Here is a 13,522-nt window from a genome sequence, read left to right as displayed (position 1 = left end):
GATAAATTTTAATCAGTTACTATGAATACAGAAATTTTGGGCATTATTGCCATGTTCGCAATCACGCTCGTCATGGGTATTTTCTTAGGAAAATATATTGCTGATGTTTACGGGTATAAAAAAACTTTTTTAGATGCCATTTTTCAGCCGGTTGAAAATTTTATTTATAAAATTTCAGGCATCAATCCAAACCGTCAAATGACCTGGAAACAGAATATGTTTGCCATGTTAACCATCAACTTGGTTTGGTTCATCATCGGGTTTGTTATCTTATCAACTCAATTTTGGCTTCCTTTAAACCCCGACGGAAATCCCAATATGTCACCGGATCTTGCCTTTAATACCGCAATTTCTTTCCTTGTGAATTGTAATCTGCAGCACTATTCGGGTGAAACAGGAGTGAGCTATTTGAACCAGCTGTATCTCATGTTTTTGCAGTTTGTAACGGCCGCAACCGGAATGGCAGCTATGGCAGTACTTTTTAAAGCATTTAAAGAAAAGACCACAACAGAATTAGGAAATTTCTATGATTTTTTTACGAAATCGGTCATCAGAATTTTAATTCCGATCAGTATTATTGTGGCTTTTATCCTTTCTGCCAACGGAACGCCAATGACGTTTGAAGGTAAAGATCACATCATTACTTTGGAAGGCCAAAAAGTTGATGTTTCCAGGGGTCCTGCTGCAGCTTTCATAGCGATTAAGCATTTAGGAACAAATGGCGGTGGATTTTTTGGAGCCAATTCAGCGCATCCGCTTGAAAATCCGAACTATCTTACGAATATAACCGAAATGGTTACTCAAATGGCCATTCCTTTTGCTTTGGTTTTTGCGTTAGGATTTTATCTAAAGAAAAGAAAACTCTCATGGACCATTTTTACCGTCATGACGATTGGTTTTCTGGCATTAACTGTTCCGACAATTATAAATGAAACAAATGGGAATCCATTAATTACAGAAATGGGAGCCGACCGTCATCTGGGAGCCATGGAAGGCAAAGAAATCCGCTTCGGAAGCGCAGCTTCAGGATATTGGAGTATTGCAACAACTGTCATTTCTACCGGTTCTGTGAATGCGATGCACGACAGCATGATGCCACTTTCTGGTATGAATCAACTGCTTGCGATGATGATCAACTGTTTCTACGGCGGTTGTGGAGTTGGAATTTTAAACTATTTCATTTTCATCATTCTCGCGGTGTTTATGAGTGGTTTAATGGTGGGAAGAACACCCGAATTCATGGGTAAAAAAATTGAAGCCAAAGAAATGAAAATCGCAATGATTGTGGCTTTATTCCACCCGTTTTTAATTCTTGTAGGAACCGCTTTAACAGCTTATTTCCCTGAATTCGGAGCAAAAACACTGAATAATCCCGGATTTCATGGTTTTAGTGAAACCTTGTATGAATTTACTTCTTCTTCGGCCAACAACGGTTCAGGATTCGAAGGATTAGGCGACAATACGCCTTGGTGGAACATCTCGACAGGAATTGTGTTATTATTCTCAAGATTTATCCCAATTATTGGTCCGATTGCGATTGCAGGCTGTTTAGCTCAGAAAAAATTCATTCCGGAAAGCTCAGGAACTTTGAAAACAGATACCGCAACTTTCGGATTTATGACTTTGGCCGTTATTCTTCTGATCGCAGCATTGTCATTTTTTCCTGCGCTTACTTTAGGGCCAATTGCGGAACAACTTCAATATTTTTCTAAATAAAATTAAATAATCAAACCATTAAGATTTATTTAAGGAATTAAGAATATTAAGTTTAAAATTCAGAGAATTCTTTTTTAATTCAATATCAATTCTTAAAAATAAATTTTAACAGTTCAAATAAAAAATACAACCATTCAAAGCAATGAAAAATCAATCACAGACATTGTTTCAAAAAGATTTGGTAAATGAAGCGATCAAACAGTCTTTTGTCAAGCTGAATCCGAAAATTATGTTTAAAAATCCGGTCATGTTTCTGGTAGAAATCGGAACGGCCGTCATGCTTATCGTAAGTATATTCAGCGTATCGGGAGGTCAATCCCAGGGAAGTTTTACCTATAATTTCTCAGTTTTCATCATCCTTTTTTTCACGGTTTTATTTGCCAATTTTGCCGAAGCCATCGCTGAAGCAAGGGGAAAAGCACAAGCCAATACGCTCAGAAAAACACGTGAAGAAACTCCGGCAAAACTGATCATTGATAACAGACCCGGATTTCAGGTAGAAACAGAACTTAAAATATCTGCCGATATGAAATTAGGAGATATTTTCCTTTGTGAAACAGGCGATCAGATCCCAATGGACGGGGAAATTATCGAAGGTTTGGCAACTATTGATGAATCTGCTATCACCGGAGAAAGCGCACCCGTAATAAGAGAAGCCGGAGGTGATAAAAGTTCCGTAACAGGCGGTACAAAAGTACTTTCTGACAGAATAAAAGTCAAAGTCACTACAAAACCGGGAGAATCTTTTCTTGATAAAATGATTGCTCTTGTAGAAGGCGCTTCAAGACAGAAAACACCCAACGAAATCGCATTAACCATACTTTTAGCAGGCTTTACGCTTACCTTTATTATTGTTACCGTCACGTTAAAACCTTTTGCAGATTATTCGCAGACGCCGATCACTATTGCAGCATTAATATCACTTTTCGTTTGTCTCATACCCACAACGATCGGCGGTCTGCTTTCTGCAATCGGAATCGCAGGAATGGACAGAGCATTACGCGCCAATGTTATCACAAAAAGCGGTAAAGCCGTTGAAACTGCAGGAGATATTGATGTTTTATTGCTCGATAAAACAGGAACCATCACCATCGGAAACCGTAAAGCAACTCAATTTCATCCTTCAAATGGAATTCAACTTGAAGAATTTATCAAAGCTTCGGCATTAAGTTCTGTTGCCGATGAAACTCCGGAAGGAAAATCGATTATTGAATTAAGCCAGTTAAAATCAGAAGATTTATTGGTAAGTAACCCTGTTTATATTGATTTTACGGCTGAAACCCGGACTTCAGGAATTGATTTTGAAAATAAAAAAATCCGAAAAGGTGCCTATGACACAATTAAACAATTGACCGAAAAAGCAGGAAATATTTTTCCACCAGAAACCCAGGAAGCAACCACTAAAATATCTGAAAACGGCGGAACCCCTTTAATGGTTTCTGTAAATGACCAAGTTTGGGGTGTGATTGAGCTTCAGGATATCATCAAAACCGGAATTCAGGAACGTTTTCAGCGACTGAGAAAAATGGGTGTGAAAACCGTAATGGTCACTGGAGATAACCCGTTAACTGCAAAATTTATCGCAGAAAAAGCCGGTGTAGAAGATTTTATCGCGGAAGCCAAGCCTGAAGATAAGATGAATTATATCAAAAAAGAACAGCAGGAAGGGAAATTGGTAGCAATGATGGGCGACGGTACCAATGATGCCCCTGCTCTTGCCCAAGCCGATGTGGGTGTTGCCATGAACAGCGGAACTCAAGCCGCAAAAGAAGCCGGGAATATGGTCGACCTGGATAATGACCCGACAAAATTAATCGAGATTGTAGAAATCGGGAAGCAGCTATTAATGACCCGTGGAACATTGACAACGTTTAGTATTGCCAATGACGTTGCTAAATATTTTGCCATTATTCCGGCACTGTTTATCACATTTATTCCGGCGCTTCAGAAACTAAACATTATGAATCTTCACAGCCCGGAATCGGCCATTTTATCAGCCATTATTTTCAACGCGGTGATTATTCCATTCCTAATTCCATTGGCTTTAAAAGGAGTTGCCTACAAGCCGATCGGAGCAAGCGCGCTGTTGAGAAGAAATCTTTTGATTTATGGTTTAGGCGGTATTATCGCCCCATTTATAGGAATTAAGGTTATTGATTTAGGTGTCAGTTTATTATTCTAAAATTTAATTAAAATGAAAAATCATATTTTATCAGCATTCAGATTAACATTCGCTATGTTGGTGATCGTCGGAATTTATTTAGGAATCGTTTATGTAGGTTCAAAAATTTTACCGACACATGGAAACGCCGAAATTATTAATCATAACGGGAAGAAATTCTACGTCAATATCGGACAGGACTTTAAAGCAGAAAAATATGTTCATGGCCGTCCTTCTGCAGTCAATTATAACGCGGCGGGAAGTGCGGGAAGCAATAAAGCACCGAGCAATCAGGAATATTTGCAAACCGTACAAAAAAGAATTGATACGTTGAAAATGAAAAATCCGGAAATGGAAAATGCAAAAGTTCCTGTAGAGCTGGTTACCGCAAGCGGAAGCGGATTGGACCCCGATATTTCTCCGGAAGGCGCGCTGTACCAAGCCAAAAGAATTGCAAAGGCAAGAAATATTTCTGTTGAAAAAATCGAAAATTTAATTGAAAATCAAACGGAAAAACCTCTTTTAGGACTTTTTGGACCTTCTAAAGTCAATGTTTTGAAATTAAATATTGCTTTGGGTCAAATCAAATAATAAGTTTTAAATAATAAACATTACTATCAATATTTTATATCATGAAATCAACAACTATTCAGGCTGCATTTTTTTTAGGATTGACAGCATTAAGTCAAATGAATGCTCAGGAAATCAAGAGAGATTCGGTCTCAGAATCACCAAAAGATTCGTTAATAGTAAAAACGGATTCAAAAATTCCGTTTGAAGGATATGATCTGACCTGGATCAATGGCCAAAACCGCCAGACAGATTTTCCTTTAACCTTAAAAGATAAAGATGGAGAAACAATTTTAACAGGGGTAACCTACGTAGATGCTTACTATAATTACGATTTCCGGAATCCAAAAGATAATACTCACACGATTTCAGCAGCGATCGGCCGTTCCAACGAATTTACTATCAATATGACAAGTATTGGCCTGGAAACCAATTACAAAAATATGATCGGACGTTTATGGCTACAATATGGGCAAATGGGTTCTATTGTTCAGGATCTCGACGGAACGGTAAATCACGGGAAAAATACCAGTGTAGATAATTTAAAAAACATTCGCGAAGCTGCGGCAGGTTATCATTTTAACGTCATGCATGGCTTAAATGTGGAAGCGGGGATTTTTATGAGCTACATCGGTTTGGAAAGCTATGTTTTAGGTGAAAACTGGAATTATCAGAGAAGTCTGGTCTGCGATTTCACACCATTCTATTTTCAGGGAGCCCGAATTCAGGCGTATCCTTCAAAAAAATATAAAGTTGAACTTTGGATACTAAACGGTTGGCAAAGTTATAATTCCTGGAATAAAGGTCTCGGTTTGGGTGTTTCCAATTATTACCGCCCGAATGAAAATCTTCAGTTGGTGGCCAATTTCTATTTAAACGGAAAAGACACGAGAAATAATTCTGATGTACGTCGTTTTCACCATGATCACAGTATTGTAGCGAGATATTTTCATAATAAAGAAAGCAACGGATTGTCACAGGCTGCTTTCAGCATCAACAACCATTACGGATTCCAGAGCGGAGGTGGCCTTAAAGCAAAAGACAATTACATGATCGGAACATCTATCGCCAATAGGCTCTGGTTCCATCATAATAAAGTTGCTTTGTCTTTACGAGCAGATGCCATCTCAAATCCTGGAGCGTACTTGGCATTCTCTCCATCTCCGGTTCCGAATAACGATTTTAATGATGCCCTTGCAAATGGTGAGAAACTTAAAATGCTTCAAGGGACGGCAACCGTTGATGTCATGCCGAATCAATTTGTAACGTTCAGATTAGAATATGGTTTTAGAAAAAGCAATATCCCTTATTTCGCAGGGCCTCAAGGAACGACGAGTCCGGATGGATGGATGGACACACCTGTTGATTCCTGGAGACCGGATTTGAGAAAATCGGATAGCAGAGTGACATTGGCAGTGATGTTTAGATTGTAATTTTAAAAAAGAAACCCTATTGTTTATCATCTGACCAAGGAGAGTTTCAACATTATAATTTAGATTCCTCATTCCGCTTCGCTTTGGTCAGAATGACAAACTAAAACAGATTTTATGTTTTAAAAACACCATTTAGTACTTTCATTGTGACTTTACATTTAAAAAAAATAAAAATGAAGCCCGAGAAAAGAGAAGCTGAACATTTTTTAGAACTCATTCAAAAATCCCGAAAAGGAAAGTTTAAAATCTATATCGGAATGAGCGCAGGCGTAGGAAAAACATTTCGTATGCTTCAGGAAGCTCATGCATTATTGAGGAACGGAATGGATGTAAAAATTGGATACATCGAAACGCATGGTCGTGAAGAAACAGCCGCATTAGTAGACGGAATTCCTGAAATTGAAAGGCGTTCTGCATTTTATAAAGGTAAAAACCTGGAGGAAATGGATCTTCAGACGATTATCAATACGCATCCTGAAGTGGTTTTGGTAGATGAATTGGCACACACCAATATCGAAGGCTCAAAAAATAAAAAAAGATGGCAGGACGTTTTAGAAATCCTTGACAACGGAATCAACGTTATCAGTGCTATGAATATTCAGCACATTGAGAGTTTAAACGAAGAAGTAAGAAAAATAACCGGCATTGAAGTTACAGAACGGGTTCCCGATAAAATTCTTGCCCTTGCAGATGAGGTGGTGAATATAGACCTGACTTCAGATGAGCTTTTAACAAGACTGAAAGAAGGAAAAATCTATAAAAAGGATAAAATACAGACCGCCCTGAACAATTTTTTTCAGAGCGGCCATATTCTGCAGCTTCGCGAACTGGCTTTGAAAGAAGTGGCCACTCATGTCGAAAAAAAGGTAGAAACAGAAATTAAAACCGAACATTTCAAACCTATAAAATTTCTTGCCTGCATCAGCAGTAATGAGAAAATAGCGAAAAATATCATCCGGAAAACGGCACGACTGGCGAGTTATTACAACAGTCCTTGGACGGTTTTGTATATTCAGAGACCTTCTGAAAATCCTGAAAAAATAGCACTGGACAAACAGCGTTATTTGATTAATAATTTTAATTTAGCACAAGAATTGGGAGCCAAAGTCATTCGGGTAAAAGAAAACAGCCTGCAGAAAGGAATTTTGGAATACGTTATCGAACATCATATCACCACCGTCTGCATCGGGAAGCCCCATCCCGGATTCTGGCGGGGAATATTCGGATACAGCTGGATTTATACGTTAATGAACCGATTAAACGAAAGGCAAATAGACATTATTATTTTATCTTAAATATGAAAATCAAAACTAAACTCACATTGGGAGTAGGTATTTTGTTTATACTCATCGTTTTACTTTCCGTAATAGGTTCGGTATACATCAACAGGTTAAAAACCGATACAGAAAAAATTCTTACTGCCAATTACAACAGTTTAGAGTTTTCCCAGAATATGCTTCTGGCTTTGGATAAAATAAAAACCGACAGTGCGATTGCCGTTAAGGATTTCAGGAAAAATACTATTTTACAGGAAAAAAACCTCACCGAATTTGGAGAAAAAGAAGCCACCCAAAACCTTAACCTTCATTTTGAAAGCTATTTAAAATCTCCCGATACGGAAAAAGAAAAACACATCCGCGAAGATCTGGTCAGGATTATGTCTATCAACATGAAAGGGATTGAACGGAAAAGTGATATCGCCATTCTCACCGCAGAAAACGCAACGTTCTGGATCGTAAGTTTAGGAACGGTCTGCTTTCTGATTGCTTTCATTTTACTTTTTAATCTCCCTCAAACCATCGCAGAACCGATCAACCAGCTCACGTTCAGCATCCGCCAAATCGCCAATAAAAATTATAACGAAAGGGTGCATTTTAAAGGAAGCGCAGAATTTAATGATCTGGCCAATTCTTTCAACATCATGGCAGAAAAACTCGAAGAATACGAAAGCAGCAACCTTTCTAAACAGCTGATGGATAAAAAAAGAATCGAAACGCTGGTCAACAACATGCATGATGCCGTAATTGGCCTGGATGAAAATCATTTTATCTACATGATCAATGATGAAGCTTTGAAAATCACCAACCTCAACAAGGAAGAAATCATCGGAAAAACAGTGCACGAAGTTGCCGTAAACAATGATCTGATCAGAGAATTATTAAAAAATATCGATCATCCTTCGAAAGACTCACTTAAAATTGCAGCCGATAACAAAGAAAATTATTTTGAGCAGGAGATTGTCCCCATCAATATTGTAAAAACAGGCGAAAAAGAAAAAAAATACATCGGCAAAGTGATTTTGTTACGGAATATCACCCCTTTTAAAGAGCTTGATTTTGCAAAAACCAACTTTATTGCCACCATTTCCCACGAACTTAAAACCCCTATTGCTGCCATAAAAATGGGCGTTCAGCTGATGGAAAATGAAAAATTCGGTGCATTGAATGAGCAACAGAAAGAGCTCCTGAAAAGCATTAACGAAGACGGACAGCGTTTACTGGATATTACCGGAGAATTGCTCAACCTTTCTCAGGTAGAAAGCGGAAACATCAAATTAAAAATAGAAAGCTGCCTTCCGAAAGACCTGCTTCAGGCTTCCGTCAAAAATGTAGAAAAGCTTGCCGAACAGAAAAATATCTCCATCACCACATCGTATATTCTGGATGACAATGATGCTGTTTTGGCAGATTTTGATAAAACGGTTTGGGTGCTCAATAACTTTCTTAGCAATGCGATTAAACATTCTTTTCAGGATGAAAATATCACTGTAACTGTTGAAAAAATCAGCTCCTTCATACAGTTCAGCATTACAGACACCGGTTCCGGAATTGATGAAAAATACCACCGCCAGATTTTTGACCGTTATTTTCAGGTTCCCGGAGAACATCAGAACGGAACAGGTTTGGGTTTGGCAATCTCTAAAAATTTCATTGAAAAACAAAACGGAGAAATCGGAGTAAAAAGCGCTGTCAATCAGGGCAGTACTTTTTATTTCATGTTGCCTTTGGCTGAATCGTAAGTGCGAAACAGAAAAAAACACAAAGATTAAGATTCAAAAAGACAATTTCTAAAAGTGAAAAAGAAGAGAGAATGAAGTAAAATATCACATAAACTCCTTATTTTTGATTAATTCTTAATCTATATCAAATAATTAACACATATGGCTTCTAACAAGAAAATCTCTTCCGAACAGACAGCAGAGTTATTGAAAATTCTTAAAACCCGTTTTGAGAAAAATATAAACCGTCATCCCAATCTGGAATGGCGGAAAATTGAAGAAAAATTAGAAGCAAATCCTGAAAAGCTCTGGTCTTTACACGAGATGGAAATCACCGGCGGCGAGCCGGATGTGATAGATTATGATACTAAAACAGGAGAATATATCTTCTTCGACTGCGCTGCAGAAAGCCCGAAAGGAAGAAGAAGCTTCTGCTATGACCGCGAAGCCTTAGATTCAAGGAAAGAAAACAAACCGCAAAACGACGTTTTTACAGTAGCTTCAGAAATGGGTATAGATATTCTTACCGAAGAACAATACCGTTTTTTACAAACTTTAGGATCGTTTGACCTGAAAACCTCAAGCTGGATCAAAACACCTGCAGAAATCAGAGCTTTGGGAGGTGCATTGTTCTGTGACCGAAGATACGACACGGTTTTTGTATACCACAACGGCGCCAATTCTTACTATGCCGCAAGAGCTTTCCGTGGAATGCTGAAGGTTTAAAAAGCATGAATTTTTTCCTGAATCTTTGCCTGCAAAAACTATTGTCATACCTTTGAAAATTTTAAAATATAAAGTATTATGAATACACAGATTTTAGATTTTTGGGTAGGAAATTTTAAAACGGAAGAAGATTTTTACCAGTTTGCAGAAGAAGATGAAAACTATTATCTGCAGGAAGAAGATGATGACAATTATGTTTCAAAATTTGCAGAATCACAGGATACGGTATGGTTTGACCATGATCTTGCAGAGTACGGTTTTGAAGATACAAATCCTAATATTTATGAAAGTTTTTCTGAGTATTCATTTGCAGATCAATGGCTTCCGATTTTGGTAAGTAAAGTCAATGAAATGAATCTGAAGTTTGAAATCAATTCTTTATTATTTGTAAGTCAGGGACAGATTCCTAAACCTGTCTCTGTGGAAAATGAGGAGTTTTCTCTGGTATATTTGGGTGGGATTGAAATTGAGTATTAATGGTTTGTTTTATCATTTAAAACAGTATCTTTGATAGTATCAAATGATAGTATCACATGAAACCACCCTATCAGATTAATTCGAAAATTTTACATTTAATTTCTACTATTTATTTGAAAACCAGAAAGTAATGTAACCTATTTAATTAAATCAACACAAGTTGAGATTAAAAGTAGCGGTTGAAAAAGGGTATATTAAAAATTAGTTGATAAGTTTCGGCATTTTATGCTAAATTAAAAGCCGAAGAGGCTTTATATTATCACTTTGTCAAAATTATAATGTAAAATGGTTTTGAAAAAGGATGAATTCTATACTTCAAATTGTTGTTTTATTTGATAGCTGTAATATCAAGTCCTGCAGATTTTGTGATCAATTCGCATAAACGATAAAAACTACTGTTATAATCTTTATTAATAACTTTGGAATAAAATTTTTTAATCACATGTCCTTTTCTATATTCAATTATATTAGAACCTCCGTCTGTATAAACCATTGTTGAATCTTTATCTTTTTCCTTTATTTTTAAAACAGAATCAATAATATTTTGATACTCTTCTTCACTAATAGGTTTTCTCATATATGATTTGCCATGATACGTCAATTCAAAAACTCTTTCTTTGTTGCGTTTTTTCTGAGAAGGAAGAATTCTAACTAAGATTTTATCGCTTATTTTTCTTATTGAACATTCATGCTCAAACTCTACATATTCGATTTCATTTTTTTGAGATGCACAAGAAGATACTATAAATAAAATGGATAGGCAAAAAAGTCGAATATTCATATTTACTGCTTTATCATTGTAAATTCTCCTTTTGGCAAAGAAAATTCTAGGGGACTCACATTTTCAAAATCGGGTAAAACATCTCTTACTTTTACCTGTAAAACTTCTTGTCCATTTACTATTGTTTTACGAATTAAAATGGTTGCATGTCTATCCGTAGTCCTATCAATTATTTTTGCTCGCAATCTTTTTTCGTTCAGATTACATTGTGGACATTTCCATTCTCTGTTATTATTATTAATTGGCGATGATCCAGCAATAGCATGTTTTGCAAATTGATTATTGTATACAACATTAAGATTAGATAATGTATTAATTTTTTCTACGCCATTTACTATATACTGGTATTCTCCTATTATCAAATCCTCATAATAACTATTATTATATTGTTTTATTTTTTTTACTAAGACGATCTTTAGGCTGGTATTTCCATTAGTAAATAGGTAAGTGCCTTCAAATTGATTAAGAACATTGTTCATGTCTTTGCTATAATATCCAGTTGGTTGATTTAATTCAGAATCACTAATATCAATTACTACACTTTGAGATTTAAATAAAGATGATATTAATGTTATAGTGATAATTAGAAATATGTTTTTCATTTTATTAATTTTAATTACAATTAACAGGAGTTACTACTGCTGTATTTGAGTTTTCATTGATAATAAGTTTGCTCCAATTGGTTAAATCACTATTAGCTTTATAAAGACCAATATTAGTACCAAAATTAAATTGCAAAAATACTCGTTCATAGTTAGGATTGCTTTTTTCTGATTCTTTATCATATGCCTTTTTAAGGTTTTTGTTCATCTGATCTATTAAATCTTGTTTTGAACATCCAATATTTTCAGGATTATTCCAGACCTCTTCCACCATTTGCCCACTACTTTCAAAAACAATTGCATACGTTTGTTTTACTCCAAAATCATCTTCACAAACCAATATAAAAGATGATTGTCCAGAATTATGCGGTGTTCCTTCAACCTCTAAAGTATATAGACTCATCATATCGTCATACGAAAACATAGGATAGGTATCTTTTGGATGTGTATGAACTGCTGAGTAATAATTATCATTAACTTTAATTTTTAAATGATTATCTCCACTTGGAGGGGCAACTTGAGTACTTATATTTCCTCCTGAATCTTTTTTAATAAAAATACCCGCTTCACCTATACTATTATTTATGTAAGAATACATACCGTTTGTAATAAGTGGTTTAAGATTCGCCTTCGCAGGATCTAAAAGTGGTTTTAATCTTTCACATGGAGTTAAAGGATCTGTAATAATCACTCCGGCTCCTTCTCCGTTACAATCCGGCGATAAGTTAGGGATTTCTCCTGTTGTCGTTGTTTTATGAACATTAGGATTGGGATAATAGTTATTGTTACAGTGGTCATACCAACCTTGTGTATTGCCGTGGCTGTCCAGGATAATGTCAGTACAGTCTCCGGGAACATTACTGAAAGGGACAGTGTTATTGTTACTGCCACCTTCTCCCCAGTTATACCATCCTCCGTTGGGTGGAGGAAGATCAATAGGATTAATTCCGCCTCCTTCCGAAGTATTGTTTCCACCCGGAACTCCCGTTGCAGGAGAACAGTTTCCCAAACCGTCATTATAATTTACCGTAGAAATTGCTTTTCCGTCTAAACCGTATGAACTGATGCTTCCCGTAAAATGCTGAAAGTCTACGGTGGTTCCATCCTGTGGATCGTATTCAATAATTTCCGCTGTTACCGGGATTCCGTCCGCTTGCTTTACTTCCAGATTGTACACTGCGTCTCCGGAATCCATGTTGTCTATTTTGAAGACGTAATATCCTTCATTTCCGTTGACTGTTTCTACAATGGTGGAAGTTTCTATAGTCCCAATAGTAAGATCTTTTCCAGTAAGGGAAGCTTTACTTAGAGGCACCTGAAGATCTGCTCTTCCGGATTGCTGATGGATGAATTGTTCAATGTTCGGGATGTCTTTCAGCTTAACCATTCTGAATCTGGAAGCGTTAGGATTTTGAAGGGTGTTGTTTTCAGGAAAGAGATCGTTCCTGCAGGAAAAAAGCGACAGCATCACTGCCAACATCAGACAAAGCCTGAGAGATTTGTTTTTCATACAAATGTGTTTGTGTTTGAGAGTTAAAGATATAAATTTTCTTCAATAACCATTGTAGTGATTAATATTTTTTAAAAATACACTTTAATCTCTATCTGTACATACAACTTTGGTTGTAATATATCTAAACTTTGGTTGTTTTTTTATTTTTTTAGCTATTTTAGCTAAAAATTTAAGCTCATGACTTTGGGAACCAAACTCAATAGACTAAGAACAGACCGGAATCTTACACAAGTTCAGATTGCTGAAAGATTGCACGTTTCTCAGAATGCCTATAATAAATGGGAGAGTGATAAAGCTAAACCCGCTATGGAAAACCTTATGAAAATTGCAGATTTTTATGAAACGGATGTCTATGATTTATTAGATGAAAAATCTATTGTTCAAACTAATAACGATAAAGCAATTGGTTATATTGAAGGAGCTGTAACCATTAATCATACTATTTCAGAAGAACTTATAGAAAGCATTTTGAAAAACCAGCAGGATATTACCAAACTGGTAGAGTCCCAGAGTAAACTGATCGAAAGCTTATTAAAAAAATAATA

The 13,522-nt window shown here is 36.3% G+C and carries 12 protein-coding genes; 9 read left to right on the top strand and 3 right to left on the bottom strand.

Annotated features, from left to right (window positions below; all coding sequences use genetic code 11):
- The first annotated feature begins 21 nt into the window (after positions 1–21).
- The 8 genes from kdpA to N0B16_RS01335 all read left to right on the top strand — a co-directional run bounded on the left by kdpA (position 22) and on the right by N0B16_RS01335 (position 10,081).
- Complete coding sequence (gene kdpA, locus N0B16_RS01370) at positions 22–1,716, top strand: potassium-transporting ATPase subunit KdpA (protein WP_262988929.1); 1,695 nt, start codon at positions 22–24, stop codon at positions 1,714–1,716.
- Between the two features lie 142 nt (positions 1,717–1,858).
- The gene (kdpB, locus tag N0B16_RS01365; protein WP_262988928.1) at positions 1,859–3,898 is read left to right on the top strand and encodes a potassium-transporting ATPase subunit KdpB; all 2,040 of its coding nucleotides are present in this window, start codon (positions 1,859–1,861) and stop codon (positions 3,896–3,898) included.
- Between the two features lie 12 nt (positions 3,899–3,910).
- Complete coding sequence (kdpC, locus tag N0B16_RS01360; protein ID WP_262988927.1) at positions 3,911–4,468, top strand: potassium-transporting ATPase subunit KdpC; 558 nt, start codon at positions 3,911–3,913, stop codon at positions 4,466–4,468.
- A 41-nt stretch (positions 4,469–4,509) separates the two neighbouring features.
- The gene (locus N0B16_RS01355; RefSeq protein ID WP_262988926.1) at positions 4,510–5,880 is read left to right on the top strand and encodes an outer membrane beta-barrel protein; all 1,371 of its coding nucleotides are present in this window, start codon (positions 4,510–4,512) and stop codon (positions 5,878–5,880) included.
- 173 nt (positions 5,881–6,053) lie between these two features.
- On the top strand, positions 6,054–7,175 hold the full coding sequence (locus N0B16_RS01350) for a sensor protein KdpD (RefSeq protein ID WP_262988925.1): 1,122 nt from the start codon (positions 6,054–6,056) through the stop codon (positions 7,173–7,175).
- Positions 7,176–7,177: 2 nt separating this feature from the next.
- On the top strand, positions 7,178–8,899 hold the full coding sequence (locus tag N0B16_RS01345) for an ATP-binding protein (RefSeq protein ID WP_262988924.1): 1,722 nt from the start codon (positions 7,178–7,180) through the stop codon (positions 8,897–8,899).
- 141 nt (positions 8,900–9,040) lie between these two features.
- Positions 9,041–9,604 (top strand): DUF4256 domain-containing protein, encoded by a 564-nt coding sequence (locus N0B16_RS01340; protein WP_262988923.1) that lies wholly within the window; start codon positions 9,041–9,043, stop codon positions 9,602–9,604.
- Between the two features lie 78 nt (positions 9,605–9,682).
- Positions 9,683–10,081 (top strand): immunity 22 family protein, encoded by a 399-nt coding sequence (locus tag N0B16_RS01335; protein WP_262988922.1) that lies wholly within the window; start codon positions 9,683–9,685, stop codon positions 10,079–10,081.
- A 328-nt stretch (positions 10,082–10,409) separates the two neighbouring features.
- Here the strand turns inward: N0B16_RS01335 and N0B16_RS01330 are convergent, their stop codons facing one another.
- Genes N0B16_RS01330 through N0B16_RS01320 form a run of 3 tightly spaced genes read right to left on the bottom strand, consistent with a single transcriptional unit; the run spans position 10,410 to position 12,974 of the window.
- Positions 10,410–10,862, bottom strand: a complete 453-nt coding sequence (locus tag N0B16_RS01330; RefSeq protein WP_262988921.1) for a hypothetical protein — start codon at positions 10,860–10,862, stop codon at positions 10,410–10,412.
- A gap of 2 nt (positions 10,863–10,864) precedes the next feature.
- The gene (locus N0B16_RS01325) at positions 10,865–11,464 is read right to left on the bottom strand and encodes a DUF6705 family protein (protein ID WP_262988920.1); all 600 of its coding nucleotides are present in this window, start codon (positions 11,462–11,464) and stop codon (positions 10,865–10,867) included.
- Between the two features lie 10 nt (positions 11,465–11,474).
- Positions 11,475–12,974: a hypothetical protein gene (locus N0B16_RS01320; RefSeq protein WP_262988919.1), complete on the bottom strand. Its 1,500-nt coding sequence runs from the start codon at positions 12,972–12,974 to the stop codon at positions 11,475–11,477.
- Between the two features lie 180 nt (positions 12,975–13,154).
- Between N0B16_RS01320 and N0B16_RS01315 the strand changes: the two genes are divergently transcribed.
- On the top strand, positions 13,155–13,520 hold the full coding sequence (locus N0B16_RS01315) for a helix-turn-helix domain-containing protein (RefSeq protein ID WP_262988918.1): 366 nt from the start codon (positions 13,155–13,157) through the stop codon (positions 13,518–13,520).
- Positions 13,521–13,522: the final 2 nt, after the last annotated feature.

This window comes from Chryseobacterium gilvum (genome assembly GCF_025628965.1).
GTDB lineage: Bacteria > Bacteroidota > Bacteroidia > Flavobacteriales > Weeksellaceae > Chryseobacterium > Chryseobacterium gilvum.
Note: the sequence above shows the minus strand (reverse complement) of the source record. Positions and strands in the feature narration are given on the sequence as shown.

Excerpts from the sequence above, each read along its gene's own strand:
- N0B16_RS01335 (WP_262988922.1), top strand. The coding sequence starts at position 9,683 with ATGAATACACAGATTTTAGATTTTTGGGTAGGAAATTTTAAAACGGAA.
- N0B16_RS01320 (WP_262988919.1), bottom strand. The coding sequence starts at position 12,974 with ATGAAAAACAAATCTCTCAGGCTTTGTCTGATGTTGGCAGTGATGCTG.
- kdpA (WP_262988929.1), top strand. The coding sequence starts at position 22 with ATGAATACAGAAATTTTGGGCATTATTGCCATGTTCGCAATCACGCTC.
- N0B16_RS01315 (WP_262988918.1), top strand. The coding sequence starts at position 13,155 with ATGACTTTGGGAACCAAACTCAATAGACTAAGAACAGACCGGAATCTT.
- N0B16_RS01340 (WP_262988923.1), top strand. The coding sequence starts at position 9,041 with ATGGCTTCTAACAAGAAAATCTCTTCCGAACAGACAGCAGAGTTATTG.
- N0B16_RS01350 (WP_262988925.1), top strand. The coding sequence starts at position 6,054 with ATGAAGCCCGAGAAAAGAGAAGCTGAACATTTTTTAGAACTCATTCAA.
- kdpC (WP_262988927.1), top strand. The coding sequence starts at position 3,911 with ATGAAAAATCATATTTTATCAGCATTCAGATTAACATTCGCTATGTTG.
- N0B16_RS01355 (WP_262988926.1), top strand. The coding sequence starts at position 4,510 with ATGAAATCAACAACTATTCAGGCTGCATTTTTTTTAGGATTGACAGCA.
- N0B16_RS01330 (WP_262988921.1), bottom strand. The coding sequence starts at position 10,862 with ATGAATATTCGACTTTTTTGCCTATCCATTTTATTTATAGTATCTTCT.
- N0B16_RS01345 (WP_262988924.1), top strand. The coding sequence starts at position 7,178 with ATGAAAATCAAAACTAAACTCACATTGGGAGTAGGTATTTTGTTTATA.
- N0B16_RS01325 (WP_262988920.1), bottom strand. The coding sequence starts at position 11,464 with ATGAAAAACATATTTCTAATTATCACTATAACATTAATATCATCTTTA.
- kdpB (WP_262988928.1), top strand. The coding sequence starts at position 1,859 with ATGAAAAATCAATCACAGACATTGTTTCAAAAAGATTTGGTAAATGAA.